This window comes from Magnetospirillum sp., assembly GCA_027532905.1.
In the GTDB taxonomy this organism is placed as follows: domain Bacteria; phylum Pseudomonadota; class Alphaproteobacteria; order CACIAM-22H2; family CACIAM-22H2; genus Tagaea.
Genome location: JAPZUA010000001.1, coordinates 1,110,548 through 1,128,334, shown reverse-complemented (window position 1 = coordinate 1,128,334; position 17,787 = coordinate 1,110,548). Strand labels below are relative to the sequence as shown.

The 17,787-nt window shown below is 61.2% G+C and carries 18 protein-coding genes and 1 tRNA gene; 13 read left to right on the top strand and 6 right to left on the bottom strand.

Features of this window, described 5'->3' with window-relative positions; translation table 11 throughout:
• The first annotated feature begins 39 nt into the window (after window positions 1–39).
• From O9320_05495 to O9320_05480, 4 genes are all read left to right on the top strand, one after another.
• The gene (locus tag O9320_05495) at window positions 40–1,347 is read left to right on the top strand and encodes an MFS transporter (protein MCZ8310285.1); all 1,308 of its coding nucleotides are present in this window, start codon (window positions 40–42) and stop codon (window positions 1,345–1,347) included.
• Window positions 1,348–1,400: 53 nt separating this feature from the next.
• On the top strand, window positions 1,401–2,117 hold the full coding sequence (locus O9320_05490; protein MCZ8310284.1) for an isochorismatase family protein: 717 nt from the start codon (window positions 1,401–1,403) through the stop codon (window positions 2,115–2,117).
• 741 nt (window positions 2,118–2,858) lie between these two features.
• Window positions 2,859–4,112, top strand: a complete 1,254-nt coding sequence (locus O9320_05485; GenBank protein ID MCZ8310283.1) for a site-specific integrase — start codon at window positions 2,859–2,861, stop codon at window positions 4,110–4,112.
• A gap of 528 nt (window positions 4,113–4,640) precedes the next feature.
• On the top strand, window positions 4,641–4,907 hold the full coding sequence (locus O9320_05480; GenBank protein ID MCZ8310282.1) for a hypothetical protein: 267 nt from the start codon (window positions 4,641–4,643) through the stop codon (window positions 4,905–4,907).
• A 236-nt stretch (window positions 4,908–5,143) separates the two neighbouring features.
• Here O9320_05480 and O9320_05475 read toward each other — a convergent pair whose 3' ends face one another.
• Entirely contained in the window at window positions 5,144–6,505 is a 1,362-nt protein-coding gene (locus tag O9320_05475) for an AAA family ATPase (GenBank protein MCZ8310281.1), read from the bottom strand.
• Window positions 6,506–6,602: 97 nt separating this feature from the next.
• Between O9320_05475 and O9320_05470 the strand changes: the two genes are divergently transcribed.
• Entirely contained in the window at window positions 6,603–6,866 is a 264-nt protein-coding gene (locus O9320_05470; protein MCZ8310280.1) for a helix-turn-helix transcriptional regulator, read from the top strand.
• A gap of 508 nt (window positions 6,867–7,374) precedes the next feature.
• Here the strand turns inward: O9320_05470 and O9320_05465 are convergent.
• The 3 genes from O9320_05465 to O9320_05455 all read right to left on the bottom strand — a co-directional run bounded on the left by O9320_05465 (window position 7,375) and on the right by O9320_05455 (window position 8,268).
• Window positions 7,375–7,572 carry a helix-turn-helix domain-containing protein gene (locus tag O9320_05465; GenBank protein MCZ8310279.1) on the bottom strand — a complete coding sequence of 66 codons (198 nt, stop codon included), beginning with the start codon at window positions 7,570–7,572 and terminating at the stop codon, window positions 7,375–7,377.
• A gap of 224 nt (window positions 7,573–7,796) precedes the next feature.
• Window positions 7,797–7,872, bottom strand: a tRNA-Ala gene (locus O9320_05460).
• A gap of 69 nt (window positions 7,873–7,941) precedes the next feature.
• Window positions 7,942–8,268, bottom strand: coding sequence for a TIGR02300 family protein (locus tag O9320_05455; GenBank protein MCZ8310278.1), 327 nt, complete (start codon window positions 8,266–8,268; stop codon window positions 7,942–7,944).
• 197 nt (window positions 8,269–8,465) lie between these two features.
• Between O9320_05455 and aroA the strand changes: the two genes are divergently transcribed.
• The 8 genes from aroA (at window position 8,466) to O9320_05415 (ending at window position 15,833) form a co-directional block, all read left to right on the top strand.
• Window positions 8,466–9,839, top strand: a complete 1,374-nt coding sequence (gene aroA, locus O9320_05450) for a 3-phosphoshikimate 1-carboxyvinyltransferase (GenBank protein ID MCZ8310277.1) — start codon at window positions 8,466–8,468, stop codon at window positions 9,837–9,839.
• The gene (locus O9320_05445) at window positions 9,836–10,447 is read left to right on the top strand and encodes a d(CMP) kinase (protein MCZ8310276.1); all 612 of its coding nucleotides are present in this window, start codon (window positions 9,836–9,838) and stop codon (window positions 10,445–10,447) included. The genes aroA and O9320_05445 overlap by 4 nt, the downstream gene beginning before the upstream one ends.
• Window positions 10,448–10,548: 101 nt before the next feature.
• Complete coding sequence (gene rpsA / locus O9320_05440; GenBank protein ID MCZ8310275.1) at window positions 10,549–12,291, top strand: 30S ribosomal protein S1; 1,743 nt, start codon at window positions 10,549–10,551, stop codon at window positions 12,289–12,291.
• Between the two features lie 123 nt (window positions 12,292–12,414).
• Window positions 12,415–13,341, top strand: a complete 927-nt coding sequence (gene sppA / locus O9320_05435) for a signal peptide peptidase SppA (GenBank protein ID MCZ8310274.1) — start codon at window positions 12,415–12,417, stop codon at window positions 13,339–13,341.
• Window positions 13,342–13,372: 31 nt separating this feature from the next.
• Entirely contained in the window at window positions 13,373–13,666 is a 294-nt protein-coding gene (gene ihfB, locus O9320_05430; GenBank protein ID MCZ8310273.1) for an integration host factor subunit beta, read from the top strand.
• Window positions 13,667–13,677: 11 nt separating this feature from the next.
• Entirely contained in the window at window positions 13,678–14,031 is a 354-nt protein-coding gene (locus O9320_05425) for a LapA family protein (GenBank protein MCZ8310272.1), read from the top strand.
• A 13-nt stretch (window positions 14,032–14,044) separates the two neighbouring features.
• Entirely contained in the window at window positions 14,045–15,010 is a 966-nt protein-coding gene (locus O9320_05420; protein ID MCZ8310271.1) for an ornithine cyclodeaminase family protein, read from the top strand.
• Window positions 15,011–15,167: 157 nt separating this feature from the next.
• Window positions 15,168–15,833, top strand: coding sequence for a cold shock domain-containing protein (locus O9320_05415; GenBank protein MCZ8310270.1), 666 nt, complete (start codon window positions 15,168–15,170; stop codon window positions 15,831–15,833).
• 20 nt (window positions 15,834–15,853) lie between these two features.
• On the opposite strand, the gene rlmJ is transcribed toward O9320_05415, so the two are convergent.
• Together rlmJ and O9320_05405 are read right to left on the bottom strand one after the other, a co-directional pair.
• Window positions 15,854–16,687: a 23S rRNA (adenine(2030)-N(6))-methyltransferase RlmJ gene (rlmJ, locus tag O9320_05410; GenBank protein ID MCZ8310269.1), complete on the bottom strand. Its 834-nt coding sequence runs from the start codon at window positions 16,685–16,687 to the stop codon at window positions 15,854–15,856.
• Between the two features lie 31 nt (window positions 16,688–16,718).
• Window positions 16,719–17,783 carry a Fe(3+) ABC transporter substrate-binding protein gene (locus O9320_05405; protein MCZ8310268.1) on the bottom strand — a complete coding sequence of 355 codons (1,065 nt, stop codon included), beginning with the start codon at window positions 17,781–17,783 and terminating at the stop codon, window positions 16,719–16,721.
• Between the last annotated feature and the right edge of the window lie 4 nt (window positions 17,784–17,787).

The window sequence follows — 17,787 nt, the reverse complement described above, 5'->3', positions numbered from 1 at the left end:
GTTCGCTTCAAATTCTGGACGAAGAAGAACCACGAAATCATGAGAAAACTGCCGATCGACTATTGCTGGATCATCGTCGGCGTGACAAGCCTCGTCCTCTTGGCCGGTGCCGGAATACGGGCAACGCCCGGTGTCCTGATACTGCCGCTTGAGCAGGAATTCGGATGGTCTCGGGCGACGATCAGCTTCGCCGTATCTTTGAATCTCCTGCTCTATGGGCTCATTGCGCCGTTTGCGGTCGCGATCATGGAACGATATGGCGTTCGGCGATGCATCCTCGTCGCGCTTCTCGTCCTCGCCGGGGCAATCGCAGCGACAGCCTTCATGGAGCACGTCTGGCAGTTGATCGTCGTGTGGGGCGTTCTCGTCGGAACGGGTACCGGCTTTCTGGCGACGGTTCTCGCCGCAACGGTCGCGTCCAGATGGTTCACGACGAAACGAGGCCTAGTCATCGGGATATTCTCGGGGGCTGCCGCGACAGGCCAACTGATTTTCCTGCCCGCGATGGCTAGCGTCAATTCTGCCTACGGATGGCGTATCACGCTTGTTTGCATCGTTGGCGTACTTTGCACGCTGCTGCCGCTCGTCGTGATTTTCTTCCGAGATCGGCCATCCGACGTGGGCATGTTGCCTTACGGCGAGACGCAACCGATCGAGCCGATCTCCAGCCGACATGAAAATCCTTTCGCACTCGCATTTCTGGCGCTTCGCAATGCAAGTTCAAACCGAAATTTTTGGTTGATCAGTGGGACATTTTTTGTCTGCGGCGCATCGACGAACGGATTGCTCGGGACGCACCTGATTCCTGCCTGCGTCGATCACGGATATTCAGAGATCACCGGAGCGGCGCTTCTCGCAACGATGGGTATGTTCAATTTCTTTGGCACTTCCCTGTCGGGCTGGCTTTCGGACAAGTTCGACAATCGCAGCCTGTTGGCGATCTATTACGGCGTCAGAGGGGTATCGCTTCTCTATCTGCCGTTCTCGTTTGACGATATCTATACCATGTCGATATTTGCTGCATTTTTCGGTCTGGGTTGGTTCGCGACCGTTTCACCGACCGTCCGCATATTGGCCAATACGTTTGGCCGCGAGCGCGCACCGCTGGTATTCGGCTGGGTGTTCGTGTGCCACCAGTTGGGAGGGGCCTCGGCGGCTGCCTTTGCAGCGCTGATCCGAGTGACATATAGCGACTACTTTTCTGCCTTCGTGATTTCCGGACTGCTGTGCTTCGTGGCCGCAATTGCGGTCACCTTCATCGAGGCAGGCGATAGCAGGCCGGATACATCGACTAGGAAGCCGGTGGCTCATCCTGAGTTCCGGGCGGGTCTCGGCGCCAAAAACTGATTGCGGGCGCATCGCGCATCGCCACCCAATTCACAGATCAGGAGCCTTGAACCATGGCAGAAATCGAAGCGTTTGAAGACCACTGCTGGAAAGACGTGGTCGATCGCGACACGCTCACGATCTACAGTGCCTACGCCCGTCGCACGTTCGTCGGGCCGAGCCCTGCCATCATCGCCGTCGATCTCTATAACTCGGCATATCGTGGCGGCCGCAAGCCGCCAGTCGACGTTCAGGCGCAGTGGCCCAGTTCGTGCGGAATCAACGCCTGGAATGCGCTGGACCCAACAAAGAGGCTCCTTGCGGTAGCCCGACGCGCAAGCATCCCCATTTTCTACAGCACGTCGGATGCGCGTCCACTAAGCAAGCCAGGCGGGGTCGAACCGACACGTCGGCAGCGGATGACTTCATCGCCTGACGACTACGAAATCCATCCCGAACTGTCGCCGGCCCCGGAAGATGTCGTCATCGTCAAACAGCGCGCCTCGGCGTTCGCCGGAACACCTCTGGGATCGCACCTTACGATGCTTGGGGTGCGCAGCCTAATCGTGTGCGGCGAGAGCACTTCAGGCTGCGTCAGAGCAACTTGTATTGATGGCTATTCGGGCGGATATCACATTTCGGTCGTCGAAGAATGCACCTTCGATCGCTCGGATCTGATCCACAAGATCAACCTTTTCGATCTGCATCACAAGTACGCCGACGTCATGAAAGCTGACGAAGTTCTGCATCATCTTGCAGGGTTGGCAACGGCGCGCGGTGCTGGCGGCTGATGGACTGTCGACATGTCTGTGTTGGAGCTCGTCTGGTTCCTAGTTCGTGAAGTCTAACGCCACAAGAAATTCGTAACATGCGCACCTCGATCTCCGTCCAACCTTAATCAAGTGATGCCGTTGCGGGTCTTCTGGCAAAATAGCACAGACAACAAGTGTTCGAATTTGCCGATTTCTACAGATCCAGTGGAGTACTTCAGTCAGGTCACTCAAACTGGACGGCGAAATCAACATTTTCGAAGGACATGTAAGAGACACGATTTAGAGGCGGGGCCGACAAAGATACTAAAATTTACACATTTATAATGTAAATATTGGGATCCCTTAATTCTGGCTAAAGCAATGACGTGCAGTGTGTCGCCAATATCGATAACACGCCGACCGCGTCCGGCATCAAGACACTTCTTGGAATGACCAGATCCGATGGGGACACGATCATCGGGATACAAGACGGTGGTCTCATCAATCTTGGCAACGGGGAGATTGCAGGCTCCGAGGCATATACGACGATCCGCGACGCCGTCCGGCTAGCTGCTGCCGTGTTAATTATAAAGATTTTAGTGACTTAATGGTCTGGCGGCCATTTATCTGATGCCGTAGATGCCGACCTGGAGCCCGGGCTTTTGAAAAAAAGTGAATGCCGGTAGTACGAAAAAAAGCGGTATAAGCGCCCATTCCGATCAAAACTAATATGTTGTCTCTAACACGGCGCTGTTTCTGTCGCCGAGGAAAGGAGCCACCATGTTCAATACCGATAAAATAGGATCATCGCTTCTCGCCGCATCTAGCGGTCTCGCTTCGGTGGGCTCAACCCGGGCGCATGCCCAAGTGCCTACACTATCTCCAACATCATCTTCCCCCTCTTATCTTCCCCCGGGAAGAATAAGGGAGGGGGGCGAGGAAAGACGATACTTCGAATATGAATTCGCGGCCGACGCGCTTGAGCCAGAAGAGTACCATTCTTTCTTAAGCGAAAAGCGACACGGCGAACTGATAGACCAAGAATTCGAAAGAATACAAATCGCAATCGATCATTTGACGCAAACGCAAAATATTATCGGCGAAAAATGGCGATCGCGAATTGATGCAGTGCGAACAGCGCAAACAGAACGCGCCTACCAAAAAATTTATAAGGCGGAGTGCTCAAGAACCGACGGATTCGACCTCCGAAGATTTTCAGGTGGGCATCGAAAGAAAGTTCATACGGCATGCCTCATCTGGCTCGAATGCGCGATTTTTAGCGCCTTGGATTATTGGAACAACATTTGCTGCAAGTCAGATGATGGGGAGCGGCAATATGCGCTGCAGGCACTCGAATTTTGCGTTTGGGCTACTAAAACGCTTTTTGATACGTCTGCCCAACCATCTTACAAAAAGGCACCCGCTCGAAAGCGATACTGGGAACGTCTAAAAAGACTTCCGCCAAATTGGGAATTCAAATTAGAGGAGGCCGCTCGCACGCACGGCATTTGGTATTTGCCAATCTGTATTATGCTTGCGGCAGGCGCACGCCCAGAAGAAATCGCTCTTGGTGTTAGCATCCGATCACCAGGCTGCAATTTGGTTGAAATCGAGTTGCGGCCAGTCAAGGTCCGCAAAGAAAAAGATGTTGGCCTTGGCGTTCGCCGTATTACCGTAAAGGCTGATGCGCCATGGACTAGAGCGCTTTTGCAGGCGACCGGTCCGGAGGGCCTACGGGTTGTGCGGGTCAAGTCGCCAAAGAAGGCCTATGACAGGGTCACCGCGATCATGAGTGAAATATTTGGAAAGGACGGAAAACTCGTAACGCCGCGTGTATTGCGCCATCGATTTGCTTCGTTGCTCAAAGATACCAATCTGTCCCTGCGCGACCGACTCACAATGATGGGACACTCCGATCCCAAAACGTTCCAGCGATATGGACGCCCAGATCTGAACGTAGCCGCAATTGGGGTACCATTTTCTTGGTCTGCAGAGCTTGAGCCTAAGCTGAATCCCAATGACTTGCCTATTTAGCGTCGCTGCTTCGCCATCGCGAACCCGTTCGACCGCCATCAGGCGTATCGTCTCCAACGACTTTCGGTCCAGCTTACGGCCGCGGTGCGCAATACGACAAAGGATCAATAGCCACCGCAGTTTCGAGGTCGTCGATCATAACAACGAAATTTACGTCGGTCGCTCGCACCGCAGATCATCCTAGTAAATCGACTTTTCAGGCCTAGCTTCTTTTTCGGATGCATCGCCGGTTTCCTAAATGCCGAAACCTCCGCGTTGACGGGGCATTAACGATGTTATTCAAGTGACCTGATCGAGTTTTTGAACCAAGCCGAATGAGAGATTACTGCATCCCGGCGACCGGTTTGAGAGGCTGTATCTCGCCGAACGTCGCCGGTGCTGGCGGCCGATATCTGAGTGACGAGTGCAGCCATTTTTTTGTAGTGCTTCCGCCTGTGAACCGGCGTTGAAATCTGACCCCGGCATAAATAAGCAGAAGCCAATGGACCTAAGCGCAGATTCGATGGTCTAGAGGGGAACGCTTTAACGTTGATTCTTTTCGCCGAAACGCTCCAGACTCTATGGAGTATCGGTTTGATAGATGTAGAAATGGCGGGGTCAACCTTGGAAGCCGAGTCACAGCAAGACTATCTGATGAAAAAAAACGCGGCGAGTGTTGCCGCAATCGGAATTACCGAGTCGCGCATGGCGGTATATCCATCGCACACAGCGACAAGGCGCGACACCCACTTCACCGCAAACCGGAACCTTGACCAATTTCCTCTTGGCGCGAGGCTCGAAACCCGGCTGATCTGACACCGGCAGGTCGGATCGGCGGCAAGTCGGATCACCGAAACGCGTGGCGCCGGTCTCAAGATCGCCGTACGCGGAACGCTGTCGCATTCTTTAATGCCCCTCGCAGCCGCGTCAATGTAGCTCGGTACTTCCTGTTTAGACGCGGCATTGGTTACAGTTACCTTGAACTCGCGATAGACATCACTCGGCCAAGTGACCGCGACTGAGATTGATTGCGGTGTCATTGGGGTCTGCCCCTAATGGAATTTTGCGAAAATGGCTTGCGACCGCTCAGGAAAAGCGGCGCGCATGACCCGCTCCAGCAGCCGCAGATTCAACCCGCCTTGCCGCGCGACCTGACGCAGCCGCGCAACAACCCGCTTGTCGAGCTCGGGAACGTCGCCCTCGCGAACGCCCAGTTGCGTCGCGTGGCGACGACGAACATTGGCGAGCAAGAGATCGACATGTGTCGGCGCGATCGCATTGATCGCGATGATCCGCAGCCGGTTTCGTAGCGGACCCGGCAGCGGATCTATACGGTTCGCTGAGAACCCGAAGGTAAATCGGCTCAAATCCAACGGCACGCCCAGCCCCTCGTCGAACCAATGTCCACGCGATCCGGGTTCCAGCCATGCGAGCAGGGTATCGACGATCAATCCATTCGCGGGGTTCCCGCCCGCTTTGTCCAATTCCGTCATTAGAACGCAGGGATTTGCCGCCTGCAGCCGCCGCGCGACCTGGGCGGGATAGCTCGGATTCCGAGAAGACCAGCCGCGTGCGGTGCCCTTGAGCGCGCGGGAATCGGCCGTCCCAGCAAGCTCATATTCCACGAAGGGCCGCCCCGTAAGCTCGCATGCACGCCGCCACAGCGCGTCCTTGCCAAGGCCGGGGGCGCCGACCAACAACACCGGCGGTTCGCGATCGGCACCCCCCGACATAACCGAACCCAATACCGTATCGATAGCACTGCCAAGATGCGGAAACTCCAAGTGCAGAACTTTCTGGAGCACGTCGAATGAGGTCTTCGGTCGCCAAAGCCGCATCATTTCGCCGAGGCTCTTGTAGGGTTTTATCTCGCGATCCTGCTCGATCTCAGCCGCCAGTGCTGGCGCCAGGACCATCAGCTCGCGACCGGACTCGGGCCGAGACCGATCGGCCGCAAGTCTCTCGTCCAGATCAGCAGATTTGACCAAAGCAGAAAACTCCGCCGTCAATTGCTTTGCATCGTCCAGCACCTCGACCCGCGCCAAACGACGGCGCCAATGCCGGATCGCCCGTCGCCTTTCAATCGATATTGACGTGGTATTTGAAGATTGGGCGAGCATGCCAACCAGGGCCCCCGCCGCAGCGACATGGCTTCGGCTTGCGGCCAGAAACCAGAGCGACCCGACGACATCATCCGACAGTTTGGCGCGGGAGGCGCGCACCGCGAGATCCGCGAACAGATCCGGCTCGATGTCGTTGGGTCCTCGTTCCCTTAGATGCGCCGCGATCAGAGGGCAAGACGCCAAAACAAAGTTCCAGATGCGCCGCGATTGGCGGATATCCCAGCTCCGGCTGGGATCAGCCGTCCAAATCTTGGAATCGAGCGGGTCGGCGATGGGGATGTCGTCGGACATAACGGTCTCCGATTTGTGGGATGCAGCGTGATGATGAAAGCATTATAGACACCATTGGTGTCTTTGTAAAGGATTTTCTCTCGCACTCGAGGCACCAATGACGTATTTTGAGGGAATGAAAAATTTCGGTCCCGACGCGCTCTATAGCTGGCGTACCAAAAACAATCTCACGCAAGCGCAAGCGGCCGAGGTCTTGGGCGTTGCGAAAGGTACGTTGAAAAACTGGGAGCAAGGCATCCGCCGAATCCCCGCGACGGTCGAACTATTGATTGAAAAGTTGAAGCCCAGCGATTTGCCGGCAGATCGTGGTGCCGTCGGGACACGCCCCATCGGCATACGCGCTCACAATAAGAAGAAATAGTTGGCAGACTTAGAGGGGGGTACCCGCGCCAGCGTCCCACCAGCACATCAAGCAGTGACACTGCGAGCATTGCGATAAATCTTGCGAAATTGGCCGGGCTTAACAAAACTGCCTTCGAGAAACAATTATAAGCGGCGCTCAATTCAGTGGGCGCGTAGGGACATCAGAATGAAAGCGTTTGATCTTGGTCGGAGTATAATCGACGGCTATTCAGCGTTCAATCGTGAGCCCTCTAAACAACCGGATCTGCGCTTAGGTCCTTTGGATCCTTCATATTAATGCCGTGGTCAAAGTTAAGCGCCGATTCATAGACAAAAGCAGCCGAAGGTTCATGATCTCACCGGTCATCGGTGGTCCTCAGGTTTATGGGGGGCGTCTGCAAACCAACGCTAACCCACGAATCGACGGTAGCCGCCCGAGCCGCCATCGGTCCGCTACGGCGTTCCCAAAAGGGCGCGCGGGCCGTCGGCGTCGCTCCCGCCTACTCCGCGACCGAGGACCGGACCTACTATGACGCTTCCGAGGTGCTTTCGCGGGAATTTTCGTTTAACCAAGCGTCGAGATCGACACGCCGGTAAACGACGATCCGCCCAAGTTTGCAAAATTGGGGGCCAGACCCCGCGACGCGACGCTTAGCTAAACTACTCGCAGAAATCTGAAGATATTCAGCGGCTTGATGAGCTCTGTAATTTTCACGGGCTGCCATAATCAATCTCCTTCAAAAATCAATGTATGCGCAGAGAAAATTTCGCCAAGGTATAAAATGAACGTTTTGCAGGTCGCTGAGAGCCGCCCCGACTCTCGAGAGTGAAGATTTTTGGGCTCAATGCCATGCCGTAAAGTGCCATATCTTGCCATTGCCGTGGTAGAACGGTGGTAGAATCAAATGAAAAAGGGCCTAGCTGTTTCCAGCTAAGCCCTTGTTCTATATGGTGGAGCCAAGCGGGATCGAACCGCTGACCTCCGCAATGCCATTGCGGCGCTCTCCCAGCTGAGCTATGGCCCCGAAATTCGTGGCCGGCGGGGTGGGTCCCGCTGGCGGCAGGCGGTTATTTATGCCGAACCGATGCGGCGGTCAACGTTCCTCGTCTTCCACGTTCTCGATCACTTCGGCGACGTCTTCTTCGTCCTCGCCCAGTTCCGAGGTGTCTTCGATGACCGCATCCTCTTCCTCGGCCTCGTCGCCCACCGCCGGCTCGATCGCGTCGACATCGTCGGCGACGGGGACCGGGACGGGCTTCGGCGCTGCGACCGGCGCTTTGCCGCGACGCGACTTCAGCAGCACTTCCGGATCGTATTCCGCACCGCATTTCGGGCACTCGATCGGGCTTTTCGTAAGGTCGTAGAAACGCGCACCGCACGATTGGCACGTCCGCTTCAAACCCCATTCGGCTTTCGACATACCTGGAAGCTCCCCGAAAAATCGCCCGTTTTGGAACGGGCGCGGGACATGCCACGTCCGGCCCGCCCTGTCAACCGGGGTGCAGCGGGCGGGGTGCGGCCCCCTGGTGCTGCGGCCCCTTGTTGCCGTGCGTGTTGCCGTGTGGGGGGCTTGGTTGCTAAAACCCGGCGCCCGCCCGGAAATTCGAGGTTTCGCCCATGTCAGCCGCATCCAAGCCGACCCCTGCCGTCGCCCGCCGCGGGGCCTCTTTGTCGGGTGCCGTCGCGGTTCCGGGCGACAAATCGATCTCGCACCGCGCGTTGATGCTGGGCGGTCTGGCTGTCGGCGAAACGGTCGTGCACGGGCTGCTCGAGGGCGAAGACGTGCTGCGCACCGCCGCGGCCATGCGCCAAATGGGCGCCAAGATTTCCAAAGACGAAGCCACAGGGATTTGGCGCGCGCGCGGCCGCGGGATCGGCGGCCTGATCGAGCCCGCCGACGTGCTCGATCTTGGCAATGCGGGCACGGGTGCCCGCCTGCTGATGGGGCTCGTGGCGGGCCACAATTTCGTTTCGGTCTTCACGGGCGATGCATCGTTGCGTCGCCGCCCAATGGGCCGCATCACCGCACCTTTGATGCAGATGGGGGCGCGCTTCGTGGCGCGCGGGGCCGCCGACGGCAAAGTGTTGCTGCCGCTGACCGTGATCGGTGCGGCCAGCCCCATCCCGATCGAATATGCGCTGCCCGTCCCCTCGGCCCAGGTCAAAAGTGCGGTGCTCCTTGCCGGCCTTTCCGCACCGGGCCAGACGATCGTGCTCGAGAAGGAGCCCACGCGCGACCATAGCGAACGCATGCTGCGCCATTTCGGCGCCACGCTCGACGTGCGCGAAGAAAACGGCGTGTCGCGCATCGCCCTCACGGGCCAGCCCGAGCTTGCCGGCTGCACGATCCACGTACCCGGCGATCCGTCGTCGGCGGCCTTCCCGGTCGTGGCGGGGTTGATCGTGCCGGGCTCGGACGTGGTCGTGCGCAATGTCGGCCTCAATGTGCGGCGGACGGGCCTCTATCAAACCTTGCGCGAAATGGGGGCCACGCTCGATATCGGCGACCGCCGCGAAGCGGCCGGCGAAGAAGTCGGCGACATCCATGTGCGCGCGTCTTCGCTCGTCGGCGTCGACGTGCCGGCGGATCGGGCGCCCTCGATGATCGACGAATATCCGATCCTGGCGGTCGCGGCGTCGTTCGCGCGCGGCCGCACGATCATGCGGGGCTTGGGCGAACTGCGCGTCAAGGAAAGCGACCGGCTGTCGGCCGTGGCGCGCGGGCTTGCTGCATGCGGCGTGGATGTGCGCATCGACGGCGACGATCTGATTGTCGAAGGCTGCGACGGCGCTCCGCCCGGCATGGCGGCGAACACGCCCGCCATCGCCACGCATCTCGACCATCGCATCGCGATGAGCTTCCTCGTGATGGGGCTTGCCAGCCGCCAGACCGTGTCGGTCGACGATATCGGCGCCATCGCCACGAGCTTTCCGAACTTCCTTGCGCTGATGGCTGAACTTGGCGGCGACATCGCGGTGGGGCAAGCTTGATCATCGCCCTCGACGGCCCGGCTGCGGCCGGCAAGGGCACGCTTGCCAAAGCGCTTGCCGCGCATTTCGGCCTGCCGCATCTCGACACAGGATCGCTCTATCGCGCGGTTGCGTCGAAGGCCTTGCGCGAGAATCTGGCGCCCGAAGCGGCAGCAGCAAAGTTTGCGCATGCCGACCTTGGTGCTGCCGATCTGCGCAGCGAGGCGGTGGGCAAGCATGCTTCGGTCGTCTCGGCAGTCCCGGCGGTGCGCGCCAGCCTGCTGGAATTCCAGCGCAATTTCGCGCGCCAGCCGGGCGGTGCGGTGCTCGACGGGCGCGACGTGGGCACGGTCGTGTGCCCGTGGCCCGAGGTTGCGAAGATTTTTGTGACCGCGAGTGCAGAGGCGCGCGCCACGCGCCGATTCAAAGAGTTGCTTGCGCGCGGCGAAACCCCTATATACGAGCGCGTTTTCGCCGATTTGACCGAGCGGGATCGACGCGACAGCGAACGCGCTGCCGCACCGATGAAACCCGCCGACGATGCCGAGCTGCTCGATACCTCGGATCTGGACGCCGCCGCCGCCTTCCAAGCAGCGCTGGCAATCATCGCGGCGAAAACACGCGGCTAGGGATGGTCCCTAGTCTTGCGAACCCCGACCCCGGCGTCGGCCGAAAGCATCGCGCTTTACGGACGACCGGCGCTGAAAGACCCAAAGGAACCGATCCTAAAATGGCGAAAGCATCCAAACTGACCGGCCACGAAGCGGCCGCATCGGGCAGCGCTGGCGCAGCCAGCGACAGTTTTGCAGCCCTGCTGCAGGAATCGCTCGGCGAAAGCGGCTCGTTCGACGGCCGCGTCGTCAAGGGCCGCATCGTTTCGATCGAAGGCGATTTCGCCATCATCGATGTGGGCCTCAAGGCTGAAGGCCGCGTGGCCCTCAAGGAATTCGGCACCGCCGGTGCCCCCGCCGAGCTCAAGGCCGGCGACACGGTCGACGTTTTCGTCGAACGCATGGAAGACAAGCACGGCGAAGCAGCACTCTCCCGCGACAAGGCCAAGCGCGAAGAAGCCTGGGGTGCGCTCGACAAGAACTTCAAGGACAATGCCCGCGTCAACGGCATCATCTTCGGCCGCGTCAAGGGCGGCTTCACGGTCGATCTCGGCGGTGCGGTTGCGTTCCTGCCCGGCAGCCAGGTCGACATCCGCCCCGTGCGCGACATCACCCCGCTCATGGGCACGCCGCAGCCCTTCCAGATCCTCAAGATGGACCGCAGCCGCGGCAACATCGTCGTCTCGCGCCGTGCGGTTCTCGAAGAAACGCGCGCCGAGCAGCGTTCGGAACTGGTCGCCTCGCTGAAGGAAGGCCAGATCCTCGAAGGCGTGGTCAAGAACATCACCGACTACGGCGCGTTCGTCGATCTCGGCGGCGTGGACGGCCTGCTGCACGTGACCGACATTGCCTGGAAGCGCATCAACCATCCGTCGGAAGCGCTGACGATCGGCCAGCACGTCAAGGTGCAGGTGATCCGTTTCAACGCCGAAACCCAGCGCATCTCGCTCGGCATGAAGCAGCTCGAAGCCGATCCGTGGGAAGGTGTCGCCGCCAAGTATCCGGCCAACGCGCGCTTCAACGGCCGCGTGACGAACATCACCGACTACGGCGCGTTCGTGGAACTGGAAGCCGGCATCGAAGGCCTCGTGCACGTCTCGGAAATGAGCTGGACGAAGAAGAACGTCCATCCGGGCAAGATCGTTTCGACCTCGCAGGAAGTCGAAGTGATGGTGCTCGACGTCGACAGCGCCAAGCGCCGCATTTCGCTCGGCCTCAAGCAGTGCATTGACAATCCCTGGGACGTGTTCAAGACGAAGTTCACGGCCGGCAGCGAGATGGAAGGCGAGATCAAGAACATCACCGAGTTCGGTCTGTTCGTGGGTCTGGTCGGCGACATCGACGGCATGGTCCATCTCTCGGACATCGACTGGGAGAAGTCCGGCGAAGAAGCCATCAAGGACTACAAGAAGGGCGACACCGTGAAGGTGAAGGTGCTCGACGTCGACGTCGAAAAAGAGCGCATTTCGCTCGGCATCAAGCAGCTCACCTCCGATCCGTTCGAATCGGCCGCCCAAGGCTTCAAGAAGGGCGACATCATCACCGGCACGGTTTCGGCCGTGCAGGACAACGGCGTGGAACTCACGCTGGCCGACGGCGTCACGGGCTTCATCCGCAAGTCGGATCTGTCCCGCGACCGCGCCGAACAGCGCCCCGAGCGCTACGCGATCGGCGAAAAGGTCGATGCGAAGATCACCCAGCTCGACCGCGCCAGCCGCAAGATCCAGCTTTCGATCAAGGCGCGCGAAATCGAGGACGACAAGGAAGCGATGGAGAAGTTCGGCTCGTCCGACTCCGGCGCTTCGCTTGGCGACATCCTGGGTGCGGCCCTCAAGCGCAAGGCCGAGAAGGAAAACGACTAGTTTTTCTTCGCGTCCTAAAGCGGGACGAAAATGCGAAGGGCGGAACCCAAAAGGTTCCGCCCTTTTGCGTTGGGGACGGGCGGGGGCTTGTGACATGCACCCCGACGCCCTAGATTGCGGGCCATGGACGAGGGCGAACTTATTGCGGAACGGCGGCGTTTGAAGCGCTCGCGCTCTTGGTGGCGCGGGGCGGCGATCGTCGTGGCGGCGGTCGCGATCGCGGTTGCGGCCGGCGGCAGCGACCTTGCGCGCCGCTACCAGCCTTACATTGCCGAGCTGCGCCTGTCGGGCGTGATTGCGGACGATCCCGAGATGATCGACGCGCTCGAAGACGCAATGACCTCGCGCAATGCCAAGGCGCTGGTGCTGCGCATCGACAGCCCCGGCGGCACGGTCGTGGGCGGCGAGAGCTTCTTTCGCGCGGTGCGCGCCATAGCCGCCGACAAGCCCGTTGTGGCCGTGCTGGGCGAGGTTGCGGCCTCGGGCGGCTACATGGTCGCGATCGCGGCCGACCATATTGTGGCGCGCGAGGGCACCATCACCGGTTCGATCGGCGTTTTGATGCAGACGGCCGACGTGACGGGCTTGCTTGGCAAACTCGGCGTCGTGCCCGAGACGATCAAATCCGCCCCTTTGAAGGCCGTCCCCTCGCCATTCGAGGCGCTGACCGAAGAGGGCCGTGCCGCCACGCGCCTGTTGATCGACGACATGTACGACATGTTCGTGGGCATGGTGGCCGAGCGGCGCAATTTCGACCGCGAAACGGCCCTCAAGCTTGCCGACGGGCGCGTCTATACCGGCCGCCAGGCCAAAGCCAACGGCCTCGTCGATGCGCTGGGCGGGATCGGCGAGGCGCGCGACTGGCTGGCCACCAAGGGTATCGACGGCGATTTGCCGATGCGCGAAATCCAGGTTTGGCGCGACGAGCCGCTCCTGGGCGGCATGGCGCGCAGTGCGATTTCGGCGATGTTCGGAAAAACCTATCTGCCCGAACGGCTTAGGCTTGACGGGCTGGTGGCCGTCTGGCACCCTGACTTGCGTTTGCGGTGACAATATCAAAGCGCTGGGGAGTGTCGGGGCAATGACCAAGTCGGAACTGATCTTGCGGCTGGCCGAGCTCAACCCGCATCTTTATCAACGCGACGTCGAACGCATCGTCACCACGGTGTTCGACGAAATCACGGCGGCGCTTGCGCGCGGGCATCGCGTGGAGCTGCGCGGCTTCGGCGCGTTTTCGGTCAAGCGACGGGGGGCTCGCACCGGCCGCAATCCGCGCACGGGCACGTCGGTCGATGTCACCGAAAAATTCATCCCGTTTTTCAAGACGGGCAAGGAATTGCGCGAGAAGCTCAATACCGACGGCAAGTCCGGCTGAGGCCGGCTTCCATGCGGCTGTTCTATTGGATTTTTGCAGGGATCCTCGCCGCCGCAGCCGGGCTGTTCGCTCTTGGCAATCGCGGCGATGCGACGGTCGATTTCTGGCCGCTCGGCCCTGCGCTTGAAATGCCGCTGTTCGTGGCGTTGGTGGGTGCCCTCTATATCGGCTTTGCGCTGGGGGCTGTGATCGCGTGGTTCGGCGGCGGTCGAGCGCGCAGCCGCGGGCGTGCGGCCACGCGCCGCGCCGATGCGTTGGCTCGCGAAGTGGCCGAGCTCAAGGCCAAAATCGCGGCGACTGCGCCTGCCGTAACCGCACCGCCTGCGAGCCCGGCATCGCTGCCTATCCCCACGCCGCCGGTCTAGGACCGCAGCCGCGATGCGCAGTGCCCCGCCCGGTGCGATGCGTGTGTTCGGCGCGAGCGAAGTCGAAAACATCCTCGAGATCGGGCCGCTGATCGAAGTGCTGCGCGGCGCTTTTCGCACCGGCGCCCAAGTGCCCGTGCGCCATCACCATACGGTGCCGGTCCCCGGTGCGGCCGATGCAACGCTGCTGCTGATGCCGGCCTGGCAGCCGGGGCGCTATTGCGGCATCAAGATCGTGACCGTGTTTCCGTCGAACGGAGCGGCGGGTCTGCCGTCGGTCATGGGCAATTATCTGCTGCTGTCGGCGCGCAACGGCACGCCGCTCGCCATGATCGACGGGCGCATGCTGACCTTGAAGCGCACCGCCGCTGCTTCCGCATTGGCAGCCAAATATCTCTCGCGGCAGGATTCCGAAAAGCTGCTGATGGTGGGTACGGGCGCTTTGGCGCCGCATCTGATCCTCGCCCACGCCTCGGTGCGGCCGATCCGCGAACTGGTCGTGTGGGGTCGCGACTTCAAAAAGGCGCAGACCCTGGCCGCCAATTTCGACGGCCGCCGCCTGCGCGCGCGTGCCGCCGCAAATCTTGCCGAGGCGGCCGCGTGGGCCGACACGATCAGCTGTGCGACCTTGAGCCAAGCGCCGCTGATCGAAGGGGCATGGCTGCGACCGGGCCAGCATATCGATCTGGTCGGCGGCTTCACGCCCGCCATGCGCGAGGCCGACGACGAAGCGATCGCGCGCGCGCGCGTCTATGTCGATACCTACGGCGGGGCGCTGAAAGAGGCGGGCGACATCGTGCAGCCGCTGGCCAACGGCACGCTGCACGAGGCGCAGATCGCGGGCGACCTCGGCGAACTGGCGCAAGGGCGTGCGGCCGGGCGCTCGTTCTACAATCAAATCACGCTATTCAAATCGGTCGGTACGGCGCTTGAGGATCTTGCGGCGGCCGAACTTGTCTACGAGACCGCCCGCAATTAGCGGGGCGCTATTCCGGACTTTGCGAGTCGATGCGCGGTGCGGTATAATTGCGACTGCCTTGTGATGCAAAACGCGAATGCGGGAGCAATGCAAGGCGTCCGCAAGCTGTTTCATTGCAAACCAACGTCGTTGCGACGCGAAGGACGAGGACGGGACGATGCCTGCCGGTGACGGGATGATGCGCGCCACAGTGAAGTGGTTCAATTCGGCCAAAGGATTCGGGTTTGTCACGCCCGCCGACGGATCGGCCGAAGCCTTTCTGCATTTGTCGGCTTTGAAACAAGCCGGCTACGAATCGATCGGCGAGGGTGCAAGCGTGACGGTCGAAGTCGGTTCGAGCGCCAAGGGCCGTCAGGTTCTGCGTGTGCTCGAGGTCGACCAGTCGACCGCCCAACCGTCGGCCCCGCGTGCGCGCCCGGCCTATACCGAGCGCAGCAATTCGTCGACAGGCTGGGGCGGGGGCAACGATCGCGGCGGCGGCTACGAGCGCGACCGCGGCGGCGAGCGCGGCGGCGGTGGCGGTGCCGGCTGGGGCGATCGCGGCGGCAACGAGCGGTCGAGCTACCAGGCACCTGTCGATCTCTCGAATGCCGAATCGCTCGACGGCGTGGTCAAATGGTTCTCCGGCCTCAAAGGCTATGGCTTCGTGCAGCCCAATGGCGGCGGCAAGGACGTGTTCGTGCACATCACGGTGCTGCGCAATGCCGGGCTTCAGAGCCTGTCGCCGGGCCAGCCGGTGCGCATGAAGGTCGTGACTGCGCGCAAAGGTCCCGAGGCGGTCACAGTCGAACTCAACGGCCCGATCGGCGCACCCCCGACCTAAGCGGGCCAACCTAAAGCGACTTATTCGCCGACCAGCGTTTCGATGCGAATGCCGCCCGATATCTCGAGGGCGGCAGCGCACCATTCCCAGCCCTCGCGCAGTTTTTCGTCGAATTGCCATGGCGCATTCACGATCAAGAGGCCGCTGCCGTTGAGGCGCTTGGGATCGTCGGGCGGCTGGCGCATGAATTCGGCCACGCTCACGCGTCGAATACGGCCGTCGCCGATCGCGGCCAAAAACGCATCGACCGCAGCGCGGCCTTTGATCGGATACCAGGCTGCGAGCGTGCCCGTCGCAAAGCGGCGATGGGCGCCGCGCAATGCGTTTTCGAGGACGGCGAATTCGTCGGTGCGTTCGAACGGCGGATCGATGAGCGCCAAGCCGCGCCGCTCGCGCGGCGGCCACAGGCTTGCGAGCGCTTGGTAGCCGTCTTGCGCGCGGATCTCCACGCCGCGCTCGCGCGCGAAGGTGCGTTGCAGCGTCGCCGCGTCGGCCTCGTGCAATTCGCACGCGATCAGGCGGTCTTGCGGGCGCAGCAGCGATTTGACGAGGCGCGGGCTGCCCGGATACCAGCGCAACACGCCGTCTGGGTTGAGGGCTTTGACCGCGTCGAGATAGGGGGCGAGGGATGCGGGCGGGTCGCTCCGCCCGAAGACACGGCCGATGCCGCCCAGCCATTCGCCGGTGCGCGATGCCGCATCGGCAAGAAGATCGTATTCGCCGAGGCCCGCATGCGTGTCGAGCACGCAAAAGCCTTTGGGCTTTTCGACCAAATGCCGCACCAGCAGGCCGAGGGCGGCGTGCTTGGCAAGATCGGCGAAATTTCCGGCGTGGAAGGCGTGGCGGTAGTTCATTGCTCCTATGAGACTACCGCCACGTCCGAGGTCAGCGCCAGCCCGCGCGGTCGGTGAGCTTGAGGGCGGCTTCGTTGTTGCGCGCGAAGACGGCGGCGTCGATCGTGTCCTCGCGGAACTCGCCGAAGCGGCTCAAGACCGGCGACAGGCGGGCGGTCTGCACGATCGGATACTCGTTGTTGCCTTCGGCGAAGATGCTCTGGGCTTCGGCAGTCGCAAGATATTCGAGGAAGCGCACCGCATTGGCGCGGTTCGGCGAATGGCGCGCGATCCCGGCACCCGTGATGTTCGCAAGCACGCCGCGCATGTTGGCCCCTTGCTCGGGGAACGCGAGGCTGACCTTCGCGACCAAAGCCTGGTCCTCCGGCTTCGTCGAGGCGGCGAGGTTTGCGTAGTAGTAATGGTTCACGACGGCGATCTCGCCTTCGCCGGCGGCAATGCCGCGAAGCTGGTCGGTGTCGCCGCCGCGCGGGGGCCGCGCGAAATTCGCGACCATGCCCTTCACCCAAGCTTCGGTCGCAGCTTCGCCGTTGTGCGCGATCATGGCGCCCACCATCGACTGATTGTAGATATTGGTCGACGAGCGCATCAAAAGCTTGCCCTTCCACTTGGGATCGGCAAGCGACGCGTAGGTCGCAATGTCGGCAGGGGCCACGCGCGCTTTGTCGTAAGCGATCACGCGCACGCGCTTGGAGAGGCCGAACCAATGGCCCGCAGGCTCGCGCAGATTGGCGGGGATGGCCGCCTCGAGCACGGCGGAGCGCAGCGGCTGCAGCAGACCGGCCTCCTGCGCGCGCCAGATGCGCCCGGCATCGACCGCGATGAAAATGTCGGCCGGGCTGTTGGCGCCCTCGGCGCGCATGCGCTCCATGAGCTTGTCGGCGTCGGCCTCGATGCGGTTCACGCGAATGCCGGTTGCGCGCGTGAAATTCGTGTAGATCGCCTCGTCGGTGTCGTAATGGCGCGCCGTGTAGAGATTGACGGTGCCGGCCGCTTGCGCGCGGGCCGCGCCGAAGGGCGCCCAGCCGCCGGAAACTGCTGCAAGGCCGCCAAGCCCAATTCCGCCCAACAAAGCGCGGCGTGAAACGACTGTCATTGTC